At 46.5% G+C, this 20,568-nt stretch carries 16 protein-coding genes; 13 read left to right on the top strand and 3 right to left on the bottom strand.

Annotated elements, in window-relative coordinates; translation table 11 throughout:
• Positions 1–34 precede the first annotated feature (34 nt).
• From MKY42_RS25515 to MKY42_RS25485, 7 genes are all read left to right on the top strand, one after another.
• The gene (locus tag MKY42_RS25515) at positions 35–1,546 is read left to right on the top strand and encodes an extracellular solute-binding protein (RefSeq protein WP_090903920.1); all 1,512 of its coding nucleotides are present in this window, start codon (positions 35–37) and stop codon (positions 1,544–1,546) included.
• Positions 1,547–1,710: 164 nt separating this feature from the next.
• Positions 1,711–3,762 carry a type I pullulanase gene (pulA, locus tag MKY42_RS25510; protein ID WP_339845717.1) on the top strand — a complete coding sequence of 684 codons (2,052 nt, stop codon included), beginning with the start codon at positions 1,711–1,713 and terminating at the stop codon, positions 3,760–3,762.
• A 359-nt stretch (positions 3,763–4,121) separates the two neighbouring features.
• Positions 4,122–7,001, top strand: coding sequence for a type I pullulanase (pulA, locus tag MKY42_RS25505; RefSeq protein WP_339845714.1), 2,880 nt, complete (start codon positions 4,122–4,124; stop codon positions 6,999–7,001).
• A 271-nt stretch (positions 7,002–7,272) separates the two neighbouring features.
• Entirely contained in the window at positions 7,273–7,905 is a 633-nt protein-coding gene (locus tag MKY42_RS25500; RefSeq protein WP_179263306.1) for a 50S ribosomal protein L25, read from the top strand.
• 308 nt (positions 7,906–8,213) lie between these two features.
• Entirely contained in the window at positions 8,214–8,732 is a 519-nt protein-coding gene (locus MKY42_RS25495) for a hypothetical protein (RefSeq protein WP_090903916.1), read from the top strand.
• A gap of 271 nt (positions 8,733–9,003) precedes the next feature.
• Positions 9,004–9,969, top strand: coding sequence for a transcriptional regulator (locus MKY42_RS25490; RefSeq protein ID WP_090903915.1), 966 nt, complete (start codon positions 9,004–9,006; stop codon positions 9,967–9,969).
• A 44-nt stretch (positions 9,970–10,013) separates the two neighbouring features.
• On the top strand, positions 10,014–10,376 hold the full coding sequence (locus MKY42_RS25485; protein ID WP_090903914.1) for an HIRAN domain-containing protein: 363 nt from the start codon (positions 10,014–10,016) through the stop codon (positions 10,374–10,376).
• A gap of 23 nt (positions 10,377–10,399) precedes the next feature.
• On the opposite strand, the gene MKY42_RS25480 is transcribed toward MKY42_RS25485, so the two are convergent.
• Positions 10,400–11,500: a glycosyltransferase family 4 protein gene (locus MKY42_RS25480; protein WP_090903913.1), complete on the bottom strand. Its 1,101-nt coding sequence runs from the start codon at positions 11,498–11,500 to the stop codon at positions 10,400–10,402.
• Between the two features lie 174 nt (positions 11,501–11,674).
• On the opposite strand from MKY42_RS25480, the gene MKY42_RS25475 reads away from it, so the two are divergent.
• The 6 genes from MKY42_RS25475 (at position 11,675) to msrA (ending at position 17,927) form a co-directional block, all read left to right on the top strand.
• Positions 11,675–11,989 (top strand): DUF3817 domain-containing protein, encoded by a 315-nt coding sequence (locus tag MKY42_RS25475; RefSeq protein ID WP_064635903.1) that lies wholly within the window; start codon positions 11,675–11,677, stop codon positions 11,987–11,989.
• Positions 11,990–12,268: 279 nt separating this feature from the next.
• Positions 12,269–13,087 carry a TerC family protein gene (locus MKY42_RS25470; RefSeq protein WP_090903911.1) on the top strand — a complete coding sequence of 273 codons (819 nt, stop codon included), beginning with the start codon at positions 12,269–12,271 and terminating at the stop codon, positions 13,085–13,087.
• A gap of 605 nt (positions 13,088–13,692) precedes the next feature.
• Positions 13,693–15,156: an RtcB family protein gene (locus MKY42_RS25465; protein WP_339845704.1), complete on the top strand. Its 1,464-nt coding sequence runs from the start codon at positions 13,693–13,695 to the stop codon at positions 15,154–15,156.
• On the top strand, positions 15,156–16,460 hold the full coding sequence (locus MKY42_RS25460; protein WP_339845701.1) for an AAA family ATPase: 1,305 nt from the start codon (positions 15,156–15,158) through the stop codon (positions 16,458–16,460). The genes MKY42_RS25465 and MKY42_RS25460 overlap by 1 nt, the downstream gene beginning before the upstream one ends.
• A gap of 525 nt (positions 16,461–16,985) precedes the next feature.
• Entirely contained in the window at positions 16,986–17,243 is a 258-nt protein-coding gene (locus tag MKY42_RS25455; RefSeq protein WP_017686880.1) for a GlsB/YeaQ/YmgE family stress response membrane protein, read from the top strand.
• Positions 17,244–17,408: 165 nt separating this feature from the next.
• Positions 17,409–17,927 (top strand): peptide-methionine (S)-S-oxide reductase MsrA, encoded by a 519-nt coding sequence (gene msrA, locus MKY42_RS25450; RefSeq protein WP_090903908.1) that lies wholly within the window; start codon positions 17,409–17,411, stop codon positions 17,925–17,927.
• A 128-nt stretch (positions 17,928–18,055) separates the two neighbouring features.
• Here msrA and MKY42_RS25445 read toward each other — a convergent pair whose 3' ends face one another.
• A complete protein-coding gene (locus MKY42_RS25445) occupies positions 18,056–18,868 on the bottom strand; it encodes a putative RNA methyltransferase (RefSeq protein WP_339853082.1) in 813 nt (270 codons plus the stop codon).
• A 352-nt stretch (positions 18,869–19,220) separates the two neighbouring features.
• Positions 19,221–20,495, bottom strand: a complete 1,275-nt coding sequence (locus tag MKY42_RS25440; RefSeq protein WP_339845697.1) for a hypothetical protein — start codon at positions 20,493–20,495, stop codon at positions 19,221–19,223.
• Between the last annotated feature and the right edge of the window lie 73 nt (positions 20,496–20,568).

Below are 20,568 nucleotides of genomic sequence, written 5' to 3'. Positions count from 1 at the left end.
TGTACATAACCTTTATCCAAAGGAGAGATGGTTCATGAGTCCAAAAGGTCGGATGTCTCGTTTAGGCGGATTGGTCGTGGTTGGTGCAATGTCCGCCGGACTGCTTGCAGGCTGTGGGGGAGAGAAAGCACCTGCGGCAGGGGAGGGCAAGCTTCCTATTTCGATTTCTTTGATGCAGGTTGGTGATGTGCCAGCCAAGGAGAACGGAATTGAACAAAAGATTGAGGAATATACGAATACGGATGTCAGTGTACAGTGGATTCCGCAGTCTGCTTTTGATGATAAAGTGAATGTCATGGTTGCTTCGGGCGAGATGCCGACCATTATGCGCGTGAATTATGTACCCACAACATTCAACGCAGCCAAAACAGGGCTGTTCTGGGAAATTGGACCCTACCTGAAGGATTATAAAAACCTGTCTGCTCAATCCGAGGCTTATTTTGACAACATCAAGATCGAAGGAAAGGTCTACGGGGTACCCAACTTTCGCGATATCGGGCGTACAGCCATCGTGTACCGCAAGGACTGGTTCGACAAGCTGAAGCTGGATGTACCAAAAACGCTGGATGACTGGTACGAAGTGATGCGCTCCATTCGCAAGGATGATCCTGATGGTAACGGTAAGGAAGATACGTATGGAACGGTACTGTTCAAAAAGTACAATGAAGGCGTATCCTCTCCGCTGACACGAATCGCCGTAAGTATTGGTGGGGTGAACAAGTGGGGTGTGAACGATGCGGGTAAACTTACCCCTGAATTCCTGACCACAGAATATGTGGATACGATGAAGCTGTTCAAGCGTCTGTTCAGTGAGGGATTGATCAACAGTGACTTCCCAGCGCTGGACCCTTCCGATGCGGACAAAAAAATCGACTCTGGTCTCGTAGCCATGAAGCTGAACGGTGTTGCTCAGAACGGAAAGTCGTTCCAGCAGCGGCTGACACCAAATGTGCCTGATGGCGAGATTGATGTGGCCCCGTTCCAAGGACCGGATGGCATTCGAATTGCCGGGGAACCGGGAAACTACGGCATGCTTGTTATTCCTAAAGCTTCCGTACCGGACGAAGAACAGTTAAAACAGGTGCTGACGTTCCTGGATCAACTGATGGACGAACCACTGAGTACGCTTCAGCTGCGTGGTCTGGAAGATGTGCACTATACGAAGACTGCGGATGGCAAAACCGAGTTCAAGGACTTCGATGGATACCAGCGTGAAGTGAAGCCTTATCGTGACAATCTTCTAAGCGTTGAAGGTTATAATGTGCCTGAGCTTGTCGATGTACCAATCGGTATGAAGGGCACGAAGATGGCACGTGAGAATGAGCAGTATGCCATTCCAAATCCGGCGCTGACCTTGTCTTCTGCCATTTATACTGAGCGTGGCCAGGAGCTGGACCAGATGATCTGGGATGCACAGACCAAATATATTATGGGCAAAATCGATGATGCTGGATGGGAGCAGGAAGTGGCGAACTGGAGAAAATCCGGTGGCGACCAGCTCATTTCCGAATTTGAAGCGTCTTATGCCCAGCTAAACGGAAAGTAATTTGAAGAACAAGCTATGTTTTACGTGAAATGACGTGAAGCATGGCTTGTTTTTTATGGTCTTTTTCATTCCCGAGATTATGGTTAGGTGACAGAAGGGGTATAAAAGGTAAGGAGCATTTGTTCACATCCATTTTATTGCTCATCGAGAGGGGAATATACAGCATGATTGATGACCATCACAAGCTGGACGTATTGAATGTAGTGGATACATACCAAGGAAGAGATCTGGGTGTCACGATGGAACCACAAGCCTGTAGTTTCAAAGTGTGGGCGCCTGCTGCAACGCAGGTGGATGTGCTGTTATACCCGCCTTCAACAGGGGGAAGTCCCAATGAACAGAAGAATCAGGATGTACAGAAAGAAATACCTATGAACCAACAGGACCAGGGCATCTGGTCCCTGAAGCTCGAAGGCGAGTGGAACGGTTATCGTTATATGTACAGAGCCACCTTTGAGGACGGACGACAGGAGATTGCGGTTGATCCCTATGCACATGCTGTGACCATGAATGGAGAAATGGGAGTCATCGTCAGGCTGGAACAGACCCACCCGAATGGCTGGAATGAGGATATTCGTCCAGAACTGACGAGCCCCGTAGATGCGGTCTTATATGAGCTGCATGTGCGCGATTTCTCGATCCATGAGTCATCCGGCATGAGGCACAAAGGAAAGTATCTGGCTTTTACCGAGACAGGTCTGCGTGATTCAAACGGGAATACACTGGGAATCGATCATTTGACTGAGCTGGGAATCACTCATGTACATCTGCTACCGGTTTTTGATTTTGCGACAGTGGACGAATCGAAGACAGATGACGGGACCTCCGATTGCTCACGTTATAACTGGGGTTATGATCCGCTCCACTACAACGTTCCAGAAGGTTCCTATGCATCCCGTGCAGATGAGCCGGAGACAAGAATTCGTGAGTTCAAATCTATGGTACTCGCTCTTCATAAGAAGGGAATCGGAGTCATTATGGATGTGGTGTACAATCATACGTTTGACACGGCAGCCAGTTCATTTGAAAAGCTTGTTCCAGGATATTACTACCGTCAGAATCCGGATGGCACGTACAGCAATGGCTCAGGTACAGGCAATGAAGTGGCTACGGAGCGCCCGATGGTGCGCAAGTTCATTATCGACTCCGTACGGTACTGGGCAGAGGAATACCATATGGACGGGTTTCGATTTGACCTGATGGGGCTGATTGACACGGCAACGATGAAAGAACTCGCAGCAGAACTGCATGACAAAGTTTCTCCGTCCATCCTCTTATACGGTGAACCCTGGGGAGCGCTGGAATCACCACTTGGGGATCAAATGACCCTTAAGGGAGCACAACGTGAAGCCGGATTTGCTGTATTTAACGATAACCTCCGTGGAACGATTAAAGGCGATAGTGATGGAACGGGAACCGGATTTGCTACAGGAGCGGAGGAAAAAGAAGACGATATTTGGACAGGTGTACTGGGAGCCATTACCGATTTTACCGCTGGCCCATCTGAAACGATTAATTATGTAACTGTACATGATAATCTCAACCTGTGGGACAAAGTCGCCCAGACACAAGGATTGCACGATACACTGGGATTTATCACCTATAGCGAGGATGGTCGTGTGAAAGGCAGCGCCAACGTGGAAGAGGCTGTACAGCAGGCGAAGCCCTATTTGCTCGTTGACCCGAATCGCATACTGGAGAACGAAACGGTCCGGCGCTGTCTGCTTGCTAATGGTATCGTGTTGACTTCCCAGGGGGTTCCCTTGCTTGCGGCTGGGGATGAATTTCTGCGAAGTAAATATGGTGATGCCAACAGTCATGAGAGTGGAGATTCGGTTAATGCCATTCGGTGGGAGCAAAAGCAGCAGTTTAAGCCGGTTTATGATTATTATCGTGGCCTGATCCGTCTTCGGCGCGAGCATCCTGCTTTTCGTCTTCGCACCCGGGAAGAGATTGAGAAGTATGTTCGATTGCTTGAAAAAGGAAAAGGGCTGTTGGCCTATGAACTGTCAGGAACGGCTGTGGGAGATTCATGGGGACGGATGATCATTATCTACAATGCTTCCAAAGAACCCCGTACAACCTCCGTTCCTTCAGGTACATGGAATGTGGTTGTAGAGCAGGGGCAGGCTGGCACCGAGACGCTGCGTACAGCCAAAGACGGTCAGGTCAGCGTTCCCGCTATATCCATGACGGTGATGTATTCAGGTGAATGACGTTCACACCACTTGCTAAACCTCAACAGGCATCAAGGTACCTTGCCGACCTAACCCAAATTAGTTGTTTAAAAACAGTAATGTTGCACCCTTCTCCATTCTGGAGTGAGGGTGTTTTGCTTTTCTCCATCTTTTTTTCATCAGGACAGGTACAAATGCTGTCAATCTATGGCGCTTGTTTACATATGCTGTATCTTGAAAGCGATTGCTGTGTAGATTTGCATCACATTCAATATGCTAATTGAAAGCCTCTGCTCAACCGATATGTTGAGTACAGACAACCCCGGGTTGACAAATGACGTCTCGCTCCGTAACATCGGGACAACACGAAATCAATGGATATAAAGGCGGTGGGAACGATGCCGGAATGGACATCTTTTCGTTATGAAGGCAACGATCTTGGCTTAACATATACGCATACAGCAAGCACATTCAAGCTGTGGGCACCTACAGCACAGCAGGTTTCCCTACTCATTTTTGATAATGAGGGACATTACGATGCAAATGGTAGAGTAACCGAACATGATGACGGACAGAAACGGTCGATGACCCGTGACCCGGATGGAATATGGAGTATACAGCTTGAAGGGGATTGGGCCGGACATTATTATATGTATCACATTACGCATGATGATCAGCATATTGCGGTGGCACCCGATCCTTACGCTCGTGCTGTATCGGTGAATGGACAGCGAACAGCCATTATTGACCTGGATACAACCAATCCAGTGGATTGGGAAGAGGATGTGAAGCCCGTATTTTTGCGTCCGGCAGATGCAGTTCTATACGAATTACATGTGCGCGACTTCTCCTCTGACCCCCATGCCGATATTCCGTATAAGGGCAAATATTTGGCATTTACAGCTTCCGGGTTGACGGACAGAGGTGGCAATTCTATCGGAGTAGATCATCTTGTCGAACTTGGCATCACGCATGTGCACCTTCTGCCTGTAGCGGATTATCAGACGGTGGATGAATTGGCAGTGACAACGGACGTTGGCTCAAATGCCAAACTGCCATACAACTGGGGATATGATCCGCAGCACTATAACGTGCCGGAAGGTTCCTATGCCACCAATCCACGTGATCCTGCGGTTCGAATCCGGGAGTTCAAGGCTCTCGTTCATTCCTTGCACCGACAAGGCATTCGTGTCGTGCTTGATGTGGTGTATAACCATACGTATAGCGTGGATGATGGACCTTTTGAACGGATTGTACCGGGTTACTATTATCGTTACCGTGAAGACGGCACATTAAGCAATGGCTCGGGTGTGGGCAATGAACTGGCTACAGAACGCCCGATGGTGCGGAAATATATTTTGGACTCTCTCCTGTACTGGGCAGAGGAATATCATGTGGACGGATTTCGCTTCGACCTCATGGGTCTGATTGATACGGACACGATGAACGAAGTGACTCGCGAGCTAAGAGAACAGATTGATCCGGCTTTTCTGATCTACGGGGAGCCGTGGACAGGTGGAGAATCACCTCTGGAGCGGAAAACGTTAAAAGGGACACAACGTGGTCAGGGATTTGCCGTATTCAACGATCATTTCCGCAGTGCCATCAAAGGGGATAGTGATGGCATCGGGAAAGGTTTTGTTACCGGAGCAGACGGTAGGGAGTACGAAATTGCCATGGGTGTAGCCGGAGCGCTGGATGATTTCACATCTTCACCTGTGGAATCCGTCAATTATGTGACGGCACATGATAATCTCAACCTGTGGGACAAAATCGCAACAACGATGTACCTCAGGCATGATCTCGGTTACGCGGTATGGAGGGACGGACAGCCTGTGGAAGGAGGCAGTGCGGAGTCAGCGGTTAAAGCGGCGGACCCTTATCGGTATGTCGATGCGGATGATGTACTTGATCATGAGATGGTTCGTCGTTCCTTGCTCTCAACAGGAATTTTGCTTACCTCACAGGGAATTCCATTTCTCCATGCAGGGGATGAGATGCTGAGATCCAAAGCAGGAGATCACAATAGTTATCGCAGCGGGGACGCCGTGAATACGATCACTTGGGCTAACAAAGCTCGATTCAGACCTGTGTTTGATTATTATCGCGGCCTGATTCATATGCGCCGCACACATCCGGCCTTTCGCATGATTAACGCCGAGCAGGTACGGAATCATCTTCGCATGATGCGTGCAGAAGGCAATGTGGTTGCATTTACACTGGATCACGGAGCAAATCAGGATACCTGGAATCAGATCGTGGTGATCTACAACGGAACGAGTCAGCAGCAGCAAGTGGGTCTGCCGGAGGGTGACTGGCATATTGTTGTGAATGATCACCAGGCAGGTACAGATGTCATTGAGACGGTGAGCGGAACCGCAGTGGTAGAACGATGGTCATTGATGGTACTGTACGACACAGAGTATGCTGGCGGTGCTGAACCGGCTGTGATTGAGATTCATTCGCCGCGTCTTGTGTACAGTGCCGGAGAGATTGCCAGTTTGCGAGCATCGGTCAGAGACCGTTTTGGTAATGTGGTGGAGAACGCACCTGTGACCTGGAGCTCTTCGAACCCACATATTATTGCCATTCAATCCGATGGAACAATTCATACGGGGCAGACCGGAGAAGCAAAGATCAGTGTCCAATGTGGCATAATTACCGCAGAGTGTACGCTGCAGGTTGATCACCTCCATCCGGAGCGTATTGAAATTATCGGAGAAACCGTGATGTACACGACACGTGTCAGTCGATTCCGCGCCTTGGTTCTGGATCAATTCGGCCAGCCTATGCAAGGTATGAATATACGGTGGAGTTCGTCTCATCTGGAGCATGCAGCGGTCAGTACAGCAGGAATCGTACGTGCTCTGGCGCCAGGGTCCACCCAGATTATCGCGGAGGCTGGAGGGATTCAGGCATCGCTGAATATCAAAATCCACAAACCTATTTCGCGAACTGTGACTCTCCGATATGAACGGGAAGATCAGCATTATGAGGGATGGGATGTCTGGGTATGGGGCACAGGCATGGAGGATGGAGCTGTCCCCTTTGAGCGAGTGGGCAATGCAGCTGAAGCCCGTTTTCGGGTGGCTGCAGGACTGCATCATCTGGGTTTCATCATTCGGCTGAATGAATGGGAAGCGAAAGATACCTGCGGAGATCGTTATGTTGATATCGGTCCTGAAGACGGAGATGTGCACATTATCGTTCACAGTGGGACGGATCAGATGCAGGTTATCCGTGAAAGTGATGACGAGGATGATCGTAACAGCGCATAGCTGGCCAGGTTATAACTTCATAAAATATGTAGGCTTAACAAGCGGTCGGAAGGGATTCCGGCTGCTTTTTTGTTCATCAGAAAGAACCATTTTCACCCGAAAAATAAAAAAAAGGTACATGTCAGTGTTTGAGATGGTCTTTCATTGGGGTAAATATAGATATGGCCCCAGATTCGGCCACGCTTGAAAAGGCCATTCTGGTCTAAGAGAGAAGCTTTATGGCTTCCTAACAAATATGAAGTAAGGATCCCTTGAAGGAGGATGTTCAATCATGAAATCCAACGGAAAAATGGCTCAACTTACGGCAACACCAAGAACTGAAAAGAAAGGTGCAGCATTGCGCCTGTTAAGACAAGGCGGACGTGTTCCGGCTGTCGTTTATGGTCCGGGATTAGAAGGTGCCGCGATACATGTAGATGAAAAAGAAATGCTGAAAGTAGCACGTACAGGTCGCTCCGAAATGTTCAACCTCAATCTTGAGGGTGGCAAAACGGTTCCAGTGCTGATCAAGGATCAGCAGGAGCGCAACGGGCGTCTGCTGCACGTGGACTTCCTGCAAATTTCGAAGAACAAGCCGATCAGCGTTAGTGTTTCCATCGACTTCCAAGGTACCGCAGCCGGCTCCAAGGCAGGCGGTGTGTTCCAGACACAGGAAACTCAACTGGAGGTCGAAGGACTTCCGGCTGATCTGCCAACCTCTATTGAGGTGGATGTCAGCGGACTGGAAATTGGCGATCGTTTGACAGCTGCAGATGTTAAGCTTGATAAAGGTCTGACTCTGGTGACGTCAGGTGATTCCATCATCGCTTCCGTGATGCCGCCACAAGCGGCTGAGGAAGAGCCTACGGCTTCTGCTGATGAAGCAGCACCGGCAGCACCAGAAGAATCAGCTAAAGAAGAATAAGCAGGCAGAATATGTATTATTCTGTACCTCAACCAAGCCCGGTCGTAATGACCGGGCTTTTTGATGTTGGGAAGGACCCAAGTGGAGTTTCGGAAGAGGCGTTGTATCGAATGCCGTCCAGACTGGTGTAGATTGCCGTATAGTCTCGTTATTCGGTATGATGGCGGGCATCTGTTTGCGTGAAACAGCATTACAGTATACTATGATTCGGAGCAGCAACAATTCTACTCGGCAGAAATGGCAGCATGATTTGCCATGGAAAAGCGAAGTAATCGGCATAATTTGCACAAGAAAGCAGGTTTCGCAACATGTTTGATCCGACGATTTATGACAATTTGAAAGTAGGCTTCGAAAATCACCTGTATGATCTCGATAATTTGGATGAACTTATTTCCATAACAGATCGGAAGGATCAGCTTGAGATGGCACGTATGTCCAGAGAGTTCGTGCTGCAATTCTGTCTGAGAGCTTGCCCTGAAGTAACAGGTGAAGTGGTACTGAGTACATCGCTTGAGGATCTCGCGGCTGAGATTCTGGAGACGCCAGGTAGTCCATCAGGTTGCCGTTTGCGATTGCGTTTCAGGATGGTTATTAAGGAGCCTGAGACTCAATGTCCGGCGATTAGCACCATATTACAACAGAGCTGGCCAGAACAACGAAAGTTGCAGCATATTCATTATATATTTGAAGATCAGCCAGCAACTTACGCTGCCACCGCTGAAGTACATTTTGACCGCACTGTGAATGAAGATCAGATGGGAGATATCCCTGATCTGTGCGACCATATGGTCAATGTGCTGACTAAATTATTGCAATTGCACAAATAAACAAGCGAAAAAGTCTTGTCTCTGGTCAAAGAGGCAAGACTTTTTTATTTTTTTTTGAATTCCTAATAGGCTATCAGGCGTAGGTATAAGGACTTGAGGTTAATATTTTACGCAAGCAAGTAAGAGAATGTATATTTAATAAGCTGAATAAGTGCGATTGAACTATATACATAAGGTGAAATTGCGAAAAAAAGTTTGGGACTAAAGATTTAGTACCGGACTAAAGGAACTAGTTTTCCTTGCCGATAAAATATCGAAGGGGAGAAACTACATGACAGAGAAATTAATTCGTCTTCTGCGTATACTTCAGGCTATACAAGCGAATCCCGGAATTTCCGCCAAAGAATTGGCGTTGAAATGCGGTACAACTGTGCGCACGATTTATCGCGATCTCCGAATTTTGGACAGGGTTGCCCCTATCATGAATGAAGGTTATGGCAAAGGGTATCGATTCATTGGTGAATTTGCCATGTATCCTCTGGATTTTACCGAACAGGAAGCGATGGTGTTCTCCATGCTTCCATCCGTGGTGGATACTTCGCAGCTCCCGGCTGAATTCGATTCAGCCTTTGACAAGGTAATGACAGCCCATACCAAAATGAAATCGAGAAACAGTGACATTGTAGAAAATATCGCAGGTATTATTCGTATGGGCACACCTGCATACCGGGAAGAAGGGAAGTATCCCAATTTGCTTATTCCAGTGATTGAAGCCATTCTGGATCAACAAACGATTAGAACTCAATATCACACGCTTACGAAAAATGAAATAACGGTTCGGGACATTGACCCCTATTACCTCATTCCGCGCGATCAGCGTTTCTACTTGATTGGTTATTGCCACTTGCTGAAGAAAGTCCGTTTGTTTCGGATCAGTCGCTTTCTGGACGTTATACAGACCAATACCCGTTTTGTTATGGGTGATTTCAACATAACGCAATTCATGAAAAACACATGGTCCATTGATCGTGGGGATCAACTTATCCATTTCAAAGTAAGATTCACTGAGAAAGTGGCCCCCTACATAAAAGAAGAAGAGATGTTTGTTCGCCCACGAATGACGGATTTGCCTGATGGCGGATTGTTATTTGAAGTAACGCTGAACAGTAGTCGTGAATTCCTGAAATGGTTATATCAATTTGGCCCCGAAGCGGAGGTCCTTGAACCCCGCGAATATCGTAAAGAAATTCGTAAACAACTCATAGAGTGGATGAAGCATTATGAGGAAGATCAATAATTCAACCCATCTAAATTTAAAAAAATGTAAAAGGAGCTTTTTCGATGAGTACCAAATTATTTGCAGCCATGTATGGAATGGAACATTATCATGGTGTAGAAGCTTTAAACGTAGGTGATATCCTGTTTCTGGTCAAAGACCCTGACAATCGGGTGGACCCCCGAGCCATTAAGGTAGTGGTTCCCCCCATTGGGACGGTTGGATATATTGTTAATAATCCGCTGCTCGCTCCTCACGGCTGCTGGACAGGCTCGGGAATTTATGATGCTTTCCGCCAACAGACCTGTGCTAAGGTGAGATTTGCCATGAAGGATATGATTATTGTGGAGTTAATTGAAATGATGTATGTTCCTGTTCCGTATATGGATCGCTTTATTGCAGACTGGCAGTCACGTGAAAAAGCCTGACGAAAGCTAGGTTGGGATAAGATTTATCCACGGATGAGTCTTGTATAGGCTGCTTCAAGATGCATGGCTGTTCGGGCCCAACTGAACTTTTCAACTGCACTGGCACGACCAGCTTCTCCAAGCGAACGAGCGAGAGAAGGATTGTCTGCCAGTTTATACAGGCAAGCAGCGAAACTTCGGGGGTTCTGATACTGTCTCACAAGGTAGCCGCTACTCCCCGATACAATGATTTCACGAATGCCTCCATTGTCTGAAGCAATGACGGGTAGTCCTGAAGCCATAGCTTCAACATTAACCAGCCCGAAGGCCTCATGCTGTTGGGAAGGGCATACCAGGCAGTCTACAGCCCTGTACAAAAGGTCAATGCGTTCATGGGGGATTTGACCTCGGAAGGCAGCATCAACCTTTAATTTTCGGGCAAGCTGTCGCAGCTTGCGGACGTAAACAGGAGGTCCTTTACCTGCAATGATCAGTTGCACCGATACCTGCTGCTGAATAAGAGATACGGCACGAATTAGCACATCCACACCTTTGCCGGGGATCAGTCGGCCTACATACAGAATGGAGAATGGCCCTGAAATACCGAACTGCTTCCGAAGAAGCTGCTGTTCTCCTTTAGTTGCAGGCAAAAAACGGCTTAGGTCCACACCAAGTGGCACAACACCCATCCGTCGTTTCAAGGATGGGAATCGACGACCGAGCCTTTGTCTGAGGGATTGACTGTTGACGGCAATCCAGTTCGCTTTTTTTAACAGCGCTAATCTTGCGGGCCCTGGTTGTGCAAAGGTTAATGAGTGAAGATAGAGCACCACAGGCAACGAAGGGAAGGCACGTTTAATTGCTGCCATACTATGTGGTCTGTTGTCTACCTGGATCAGATCGAAGGGTTGAATTTTTAGAAAACGGATTACTGCCCTTGTGTACTCGCTGGGACTGGCTGCTGGCACACGACGGATCGTAATGCCATCTATTTGCTCTGTGATGGCAAGACCGGGCATCTGACGGCTTATGATCGTCACCTGGTGACGGAGAGCAAGTTCGCGAGCAATGCCGAGGATGCAGATTTCGACTGATCCGTTACCTGGGACTGGCAATTTTTCCGGTGCGATCAGGGCTATTTTCATCAACAGGCTCCTCCTTGTCCATATTCACAACAATCTATCTTGGTCATATATCCTATGTGCATTGGATGGATTTGGCTCCTGTGGAACTGTGCGTGAGGGGAAATTTCGTTTTTGTGATATACTGAACAGGATGCAATGAATTCGTTGCGCGTATTTAGAAGCAGGAGGAAAAAAATGTTACATTCAACACTCAGCCGCTTTCGACTGCTATTGTGGTTGCAGGGGCTTTCTTATGTGCTGTTGTTATTTGTTGCTTTTCCATTGCGGGAATCGGGGATTATGCCTCAGGCAGTCACGTGGTTTGGCAACATCTATGGCTTTTTATTTCTGATGTATTTATTATTTATGGTGAGTCTTTATACCACGCAAAAATGGCGTTTGCGTCGTCCAATTGCTTTATTTTTTGTCTCGTTTATCCCGCTGGGCAATTTCATCTATGATTTGCTGGTGTTTCGCAAGCTGGACCGCAGTCAGTCAAATAAAGCTTGACTTTGCTTATCGTTATGAATATGATGAGAACAGATTATTGAACCTGTTTCAACTTAAAACTAAATATTCCTGATGTTAAAGGGGAGTAGCTTTCACAGTAAAGTCGTCAGTTCGGGATCATATCCCCGGCTTTATTGGCAGCAATTTTGTTGTTAGCGAGACCTTTACCAAGTTTTCATACTGGGTAAAGGTCTCTTTTTGTGAATAAAAAGGACCTTACCAGCAATGGTAAAGGTCCTTTTTTTTGTACATCATAAGGATACTAAGGAGGAGTCAATTTTGGATTTGTCATTATTATTGGAGTATGGGTGGGTTCTCGTCGTATTAGTAGTCCTGGAGGGATTACTTGCAGCGGATAATGCATTGGTTCTTGCCATTATGGTTAAGCATTTACCTGATGATAAACGCAAAAAGGCGTTGTTTTATGGTTTAATGGGAGCGTTCATTTTCCGATTGGGTTCATTGTTCCTGATCTCATTCCTGGTGGACGTGTGGCAGGTTCAAGCGATTGGTGCCCTGTACCTCTTGTACATCTCGATTAACCACATTATCAAGAAGGTTATGGGTAGCCGAAACAAAACAGATGAAGCGGCAGACTCCACTCCCAAAAAACCAAAAAAACAATCTGGTTTCTGGATGACTGTATTCAAGGTAGAAGTGGCGGATATTGCGTTCGCGGTCGATTCCATTCTCGCAGCTGTGGCGCTGGCTGTTGCCTTGCCGCCAAGTGGTCTGCCTCCGATCGGTGGACTTGACGGTGGACAGTTTATCGTTATCTTCCTCGGCGGATTTATTGGTCTTGTCATCATGAGATTTGCGGCTTCCTTCTTCGTTAAGCTGCTTCATTCGCGTCCAGGGCTTGAAGTTGCAGCCTTCGTTATCGTTGGTTGGGTAGGGGTTAAGTTGGCTGTTATAACACTTGCTCACCCTTCACTAGGGGTTTTGGATGAACATTTCCCGGAAAATAAAATTTGGAAATTTGGATTCTACATTGTCCTGATTACGATTGCCGTATGCGGCTGGTTCCTTTCTTCCAAAGTTCCTGAAAAAGAAGATGAAAATCCTGTGGAAGAACTGGAAAAACAAGCTGGGAAATGATAAGAGTCAAAGTCGAATCTGTCAAAACATGTACCAGCAATAATCGATATCTAATCTCATGATATGCTTGAGTAAGCAAGGTCTGTTCCTTACAGACCCTGCTTTTTTTTATGTGAATTATTCGCACAAAGTTAAAGCTAATGCATATGCAAAATAGGGGATTTTCCAAGAAAAGGGTTGACACATTGAAACGAGTCCGCTTAATATAAACATATTATTGATGAAAGGAGGCCGAGAGAGATGATGGTTGGTTATGATTTGAAATTCACGAAGACACTACGAAGCACAGACACAATTGTATATCCAGTTCATCGTCTCTTTGGCCTCATACGGGCGACATAGGGGAAGATGCATATCGTTTATCCTGGGAACGTTATTAATCGATATGCTACTCTCGGCGTATATTGCAATGGAGAACAGATGCGGCATGTTCATGCTGCTTTTGTTATCTGTTATTGTCATAAAGAAGTCACGGGCGAACTGTCCGTGGCTTCTTTTTTTGTTGTACTGAATATGGATATGGATATGAATTCGGAATAACATTAGGTTCAATTTTTGAAATGAACCGAATTAACGGAACGTACAGGAAGGAATAATAAACATTTATGAATACACAACCTCATTTAATTACAAGTCAAAATGAACTCACAGGTGGCTACCGACATGAAGTCAAATTGCCAGCCGGGGACTTAACGGTATATGCGGCACAACAACTATTCTCGTCATTGGACTATAAGGTTTTCGAGATGGCGAACAACAATCTTCAAATCCCGGGTATTTCCTATATGAGCTATACGCCTGACGTACATGTCGGTGTAGGTACCTGCATCGGCACAACGGCGGTATGGGATGCCAAGAGTGGTTATGTATCTCCATCCATTGTAGGCAGTGATATCGGTTGTGGCATGCGGGTGCATATGACCAATTTGCATAAGGACGATCTCAAAGATGTAAAGCTGCGCCGTAAACTCGTGAAGGCCATTGAGAAAGTGCTGCCGATGGAGGCAAATCAGCGCGGTCATTACTCGGACATTCGTTTGGAACATATTGTGCGCAAGGGTCTGCATGGCTTACCCAAAAAATATATCCCGGACAGCTATACACCGAAAAAATCAACATCGATTACTCATGTGGAGAGCAGCAAATTTGCCTTTAATGAGGACGTGTTGAATCTGGTACCGGATATGACCTGGCATCGGGCTCATCGCCAGTTGGGAACTTTGGGTGGAGGCAATCATTTTGCCGAGATTCAAGCGATTGAGATTGCCGAGGAAAATCGGGAGATTGCGGAAGCCTGGGGTCTGTACGATGGACAAATTGTTGTTATGATTCATTCCGGCTCCCGTGCCTGGGGCGGGTATGTAAGCCAAACCAGTTCGTCGGCGATTGCGAAAGTGATGCAGCGGAATGGTTTGGGAACATCCGATCCAAGACTGGTTTTTGCTCCGCTTGAACATGCGGAAGGGCGTCATTATGTCAATATGATGTATTCTGCGCTGAATTATGCCGTTGTGAATCGCCATCTGATTGCTTATGCTATTCGCGAAGCTTTTCGGGATGTATTTGGTCCAAAATGCGAGTTCCGTACCCTCTATGATCTGATGCACAACTATGCATGGGAGGAATCGCACTCGGATCAAGGTTCCGTTTTTGTACACCGCAAAGGAGCTACACGTGCATTACCTGCCGGTCATCCGGATAATCCGAAGCCATATCTGGCAACAGGTCATCCCGCGCTTATACCCGGTTCAATGGGGACTGCTTCGTATATCATGGTAGGTCAACCCGAGGGGAAGAATAACTATTATTCGATTTGTCATGGGGCAGGTCGCATACGTTCGCGTACAGCAACGAAGCGCCTGGTTACCGTGGAGGATTTTGCCTCGGCGCTGGGCGTGGGAACTGAAGATGAGATTGTGGTGAATCAGCGTTCACTTGAATCCATTATTGATGAATCACCGCAAGCGTATAAAAATGTCGATGAAATTATAGATAGTGTTACCGGCGCAGGTCTGGCTCAAGTTGTAGCCAAATGTAAACCACTTGCCGCTGTGAAGGGAGCTAAGTAATGACGATAGAGAAAGAACAATTGAATCATAATACAGTTATTTATTCCTATGAAGAGCAACAAGACAGTCAAATCCGAAACGAAGGTTATGCCATATATGCTCGCTTGATTCGCGGCATCATTGAAGCGCTTGGCAATCGATACGGCGTTCGTTATGAACTCTATGCCAGCGATGATCCAAACAGTGAATACTGGGATTTGCTAAAAGAAGATCTGCAAAGCAACAGCACGGAAGTGGAATTGGTTGCCCGGATTTTCGAAGATCTGGAGCTACGTACTCTGCATTATGAGGATGATGGAGATGCACCAACTTATGGGGTGCATGATTCGATTCGCAACAATGTATTTGCCTATCCCCAGTGGGGCGTAGCTCTCGTCCGCATTCCTTTCTTCCGGGAGAATGGGATATACAATGAGGATTTTGTTTTTGCTACAGGAGAAGAGGAATTGAAGCAATTTCTGGGCAGTGTAAGGGAACGGGAACGGCAGCAAAATATGAAAAAGGTCACGGTGTACACAGATGCCCGCAATGGCAGTGACCGTCATGTGGAATCCATTACCCGCGCTGTGGGGAGAGATGAGGTCGTGCTTTCTCCGCAAATTAAACAGGATATTTTCCGTTCGCTGGACCAGTTTTTCGAGGCGGATCGCTCTTTTTATAGAGACTATGATATTCCGTACAAACGCGGCATCCTGCTGTATGGTCATCCTGGAAACGGCAAGACGACTCTCGTCAAATCCATTGCAGGTAGCATTCCGGGGCCTGCGGCATACTGGCAAATTACCGAATACACAAACAGTGAATCGGTACGTGAAGTCTTCGAAGCAGCCAAACGTTTGGCACCCATGGTATTAATTATTGAAGATATCGATTCCATGCCGGATGAAGTTCGTTCCTTTTTCCTGAATACACTGGATGGGGCAACGTCCAAAGAGGGTATCTTTCTGATTGGTACCACGAATTACCCGGAGAAAATAGACCCGGGGCTCATGAACCGTGCCGGACGGTTCGATCGGGCATATGAAATACCACTACCGGACGAAGGGCTGCGCCTGCAATATTTGAATCAACGTGGCTTTGCGGTCTTTGCAGGGGAAGAAGGTACGCTGGAAGCTGCACGATTGACGGATACCTTTTCTCTTGCCCAGCTTGGAGAGATGTATGTCAGCGCAGCGCTGGAATGGCACCAGAACGGCCGGACGGACATTGTGCAGATCATTCAGTCGATGCGAGGAGAGCTGGACAAGAGTCATAAGCATAACTGGCTAACCCAGCCAGGTAAAGGCCGCGCAGGATTTTATTAATATCTAAATATTTTGGAGATCTTAAAAATTCTTGTACAGATGAGGACGATGTAGTGGAGGTTACGAAATCTTCTGAAGAAGCGAAGCTAAAAGATTTCTGCAAGAAAGCTACTTCGTAAGCATGATCTTGCCTTTATCAACGGATCTTCCCTTCTATAAAGGGAATGCAAAAAATCCGGGGATAACAGCGATCGGAAGAACGATTCGTAACCGGAACGGCTGCTAATCTGTACGCTAACTTTTTAAAATAGACCAAAAATATTCTTACCTCAATTGGTTATACTAAGGCTGTCTGAACCAACATACAATGACTTTCGGGAGGTACATAACACAGTCCTGAACTGTGTAAAATGCCGGACAGTAAGTCGATATGTTCAAAAAGCCGTGTTAGATGATGTTAACCAGAGAAAAGAGCATATGAACAAAAGGTAATATACAACAATTTTCATGCCAGTTGTTTAAATGCTTCTGTAGCGGTTAATAGTAGACAGACAACAACAAAAACTTTAATTAGAGGTGAATGATATGGGTTGGTTATGGTCATTAATTATCGGTGGTATCATTGGATGGTTGGCAGGTCTGATTGTTGGTCGTGACATTCCCGGCGGCGTTATCGGTAACATCATTGCCGGTTTTATCGGCGGATGGTTAGGTGGAGTAATCCTGGGAGACATGGGTCCAGAAATGGGCGGATTCTATATCGTACCGGCATTAATAGGTGCCATTGTACTTGTAGCGATCGTGAGCTTGATCTTCCGTTCTATGGGTCGCAGCCGCGGGTAACGAATTCAAGATCTCTTGAATTACAGCGAGTTGGCAACAAGCAGTTTGAATAACTGTTGATATAACAGATGCTTCTGAAGAGGTTGATGGAAGTCCACTGCGGTGGCTTTCCATCAACCTCTTTTTGTTTTAAGATATAGGTACAACAGAAAGGGATGAGTGCGCATGGAAAAGGCTACATTTGCCGGCGGATGCTTCTGGTGTATGGTTACACCATTTGAAGAGCAACCAGGTATTCATGGTATTGTATCTGGCTATACCGGCGGTCACGTCGATAATCCAACATATGAGCAGGTCAAAACCGGGGAAACCGGTCATGTTGAGGTCGTTGAAATTACATTTGATCCAGAGGTATTTCCGTATGAACGTCTGCTGGAGCTGTATTGGCCCCAGACGGACCCAACCGATGACGGAGGGCAATTTCAGGATCGTGGAAGTCAGTACCGGACAGCGATCTTTGTCCATAATGAGCGTCAGCGTGAGCTCGCAGAACAGTCCAAGCAGGAGCTTGCAGCAAGCGGGCGATTCAATCAACCGATTGTGACGGAGATTCGGGATGCAGTTGTGTTCTATCCAGCAGAAGATTACCATCAGGATTACCACAAGAAAAATGAGAAACATTATAAAGAAGACCGTGCGATATCCGGACGGGATGAATTTATTGAAGAAAACTGGAATAATTAATTCCATTTATATTAGACCAATTTGTATCAGAACTTATTGAAAAAGCCGGGAGAGTTCCAACAGGAACTTCACCGGCTTTTTTTGATTGTTCAATGATCAAGAGGATGTTATCTCAATGGCTACATAACTTATCTCCGTTTTCCCACCAGTATTTCTAAATCAATCGTAATCTGGGATAAGGATTCTTGAACTCTGGCTATAGCTGATTCTGTCCCATGCCAGGAGAGTGGTGTCATATGAATGAGTGAATTTTTCCTGACTTCCGTAACGGGCAGAGTGTATGTCACCGGAATGCTCTCTATGAGATGATGATGCTTGGTAAATCGGTCCAATACATACTCTCTGCCGTCTAGTTGATGAGATTGGTCCGGAAACAAAAGCTCTCTCATTTCCATTAGATATCGGTCACGGGGAATCACTTTGATGATCCAGCCATCCTTTTTCATCACTCGCCCGAACTCTTCATAATTCGAAGGGGAAAGGATATTCAGGATCACGTCTAGCTGCCCCTCTGCAAAGGGACTATAAGCAAGATCACCAACAAACCAGATTTGCTGGTCGTAGGTAGAAGAAGCCATGGCAATACCCTCTTTGGCGATGTCGATCCCCCAGCCCACAGCTGGAGTATTCTGTGTAATCTGCTGCAAAAGAGATCCTTCTCCTGCACCTGCATCTAGAATATGCAAGGGCTGACTGCTGCCACTGGAGTAATCTTCAATACAATAGCGAATGATATCGATCAGAGGTGTATAGATTGCAGTTTGAGATAAAATATTCCTTTTGGCCGTAAATAAACGTTTGTCATAGCTGCCTTTGAAAAAACGTGTCATGAAATTGATATAGCCTTGTCGTGCCAAATCAAAGGTATGTCTGGAACTACATTGAATATTGTCCCGACTAATCGTTGTCATTGTGTGATGACAGATGGGACATTTAAGCATATGGATGTATGGATAAATAAGCGCAGCACTACATTCTCTGCGTTGGATTGACATGGAATAGCACCCCATTCATTCAGATCTGGATAACTGAAGAAAAGGGCATAACAAATAAACCTCTATCGAACCTTTTGAAAAAAGAGGTTTATGTTATGCCCTAAGTTATCTGTATCGAATGAATTGAATAATCATGGGAGGGCTACGCTCCTTGCCAATCAAGAGTAGGGTGAAAAAGTGAACGGTACTATTATACCAGTTTGCGCAGAGAGGATAAAAGGGAGGGTATTCTCATCGTTGTGTGAAATAACAGAGCGCCCTGTTAACCGTCAGTCGGTCAACCAGAGCGCTCGATTTATTATTTTGCTGAGGCTGTCTTCAATACATACTTGGATAAGGCATCGTCATTGATCTGATAAATAATATGATTATTGTACGTTGAATATCCATCGAGCAATCCAGGAGAGGATGCGAACTCATATTCATGTACCGTATCCAATGTTTGCGGATCAAGAATATAACCTTTTTTGGCGAAATCAAGTTTGTACTGTCCGTCCTGTGTACGATCAACCTGCATGAGAATAGGCTGCTCTTCCTTAAATGTACGTTCAGTCACTTGGCCTTTCATGGTGTACAGCTCCAGCTTTTGGCCTGTAAACAGAGTGTAACTGTTGCCTGCGGTCTGAACATAGGCATCACCGGCAATAGCACGGCCCCAGGCGAGTTTGCCGTCGGTGCCAAAGCCCATAAGCTTGTTGCCCGTGTTCGCAAAATTGGCACGCATAATCACGGAGCCATCTTTCAGAATGGCCAGCGATTCACCGCCACCGTCTCCCAGAGTGTTGGCATTGCTCGGGAACTGATAGAAGGAAAGACGATTCAGCGTACGATCGTAAATCTCGACTTTGGGATTAGCGGCCGGCTGCCAGAAGCTGCCGACTTTTGTTTGTTTGCTGGCATCGACTACAATTCGATCACTGCCTGCTTTGAGCACAGAACCATTGATTGTTTTTTCTGTAATCAGTTTTCCCTTTTTGTCATACAGCGAGATGGCTGAACGGACGGAACCGTTCGATTGAACACCAGGGCTTGAAGCGATTAATACCGTATCGTCGTCCAGAAGGTACATGGAAGATGAATTACTCACGTTTTTGACCCAGTTGGTTTTGCCGGAAGTGTTGAACGAGTATACCTTTTTGGTTCCATCCGAATATTCCATATATACATAAGCTGTGCCGTTGCTGGTATATAGTGAATTGGAGTAGGTTGTATAAGGCCCACTTTTCTCATGGAAAATAACGTTCCATTTCAATTGTCCGGTTGTGGCATCCAGCGCCTGAAGCGAATCCAGCTGCCAATCCAGCTTCGTATTGCTGCTTGTTTTGGTCACGGGCTGGGAAGAATGCACATACACCAGATTTTTCGCAGGTACAGCGTTCACTTCGTTGACGATAACGTCTTTCTCCGTATTCACTTGTGTGAGTGACAGAGAAGATGAGGTCCATGAAGGCTTAGGCAATGGTGCATTTTGTTCTGCGGCCGCGTAGCTTGGTGTATGCAGGCTGAAGAGGAGCGTGCCACTGAGAAGAAGCGCAGCCCATGTTTTGGACTTTCGTTTGTTGGATGTATGCAAGTTATAAACCACCTTTCTTCGATTCAAAATAGAACCGATTGTTGAATTCTACCATTTCATACCTATGAAATTC

The organism is Paenibacillus sp. FSL W7-1088 (genome assembly GCF_037969855.1).
GTDB lineage: Bacteria > Bacillota > Bacilli > Paenibacillales > Paenibacillaceae > Paenibacillus.
The sequence above is the reverse complement of the archived record's forward strand: the minus strand, read 5'-3'. Positions and strand labels throughout refer to the sequence as shown.

Coding starts and splice junctions, on each gene's coding strand:
- MKY42_RS25515 (WP_090903920.1), top strand. CDS start 35: ATGAGTCCAAAAGGTCGGATGTCTCGTTTAGGCGGATTGGTCGTGGTT.
- pulA (WP_339845717.1), top strand. CDS start 1,711: ATGATTGATGACCATCACAAGCTGGACGTATTGAATGTAGTGGATACA.
- pulA (WP_339845714.1), top strand. CDS start 4,122: ATGCCGGAATGGACATCTTTTCGTTATGAAGGCAACGATCTTGGCTTA.
- MKY42_RS25500 (WP_179263306.1), top strand. CDS start 7,273: ATGAAATCCAACGGAAAAATGGCTCAACTTACGGCAACACCAAGAACT.
- MKY42_RS25495 (WP_090903916.1), top strand. CDS start 8,214: ATGTTTGATCCGACGATTTATGACAATTTGAAAGTAGGCTTCGAAAAT.
- MKY42_RS25490 (WP_090903915.1), top strand. CDS start 9,004: ATGACAGAGAAATTAATTCGTCTTCTGCGTATACTTCAGGCTATACAA.
- MKY42_RS25485 (WP_090903914.1), top strand. CDS start 10,014: ATGAGTACCAAATTATTTGCAGCCATGTATGGAATGGAACATTATCAT.
- MKY42_RS25480 (WP_090903913.1), bottom strand. CDS start 11,500: ATGAAAATAGCCCTGATCGCACCGGAAAAATTGCCAGTCCCAGGTAAC.
- MKY42_RS25475 (WP_064635903.1), top strand. CDS start 11,675: ATGTTACATTCAACACTCAGCCGCTTTCGACTGCTATTGTGGTTGCAG.
- MKY42_RS25465 (WP_339845704.1), top strand. CDS start 13,693: ATGAATACACAACCTCATTTAATTACAAGTCAAAATGAACTCACAGGT.
- MKY42_RS25460 (WP_339845701.1), top strand. CDS start 15,156: ATGACGATAGAGAAAGAACAATTGAATCATAATACAGTTATTTATTCC.
- MKY42_RS25455 (WP_017686880.1), top strand. CDS start 16,986: ATGGGTTGGTTATGGTCATTAATTATCGGTGGTATCATTGGATGGTTG.
- msrA (WP_090903908.1), top strand. CDS start 17,409: ATGGAAAAGGCTACATTTGCCGGCGGATGCTTCTGGTGTATGGTTACA.
- MKY42_RS25445 (WP_339853082.1), bottom strand. CDS start 18,868: ATGCTTAAATGTCCCATCTGTCATCACACAATGACAACGATTAGTCGG.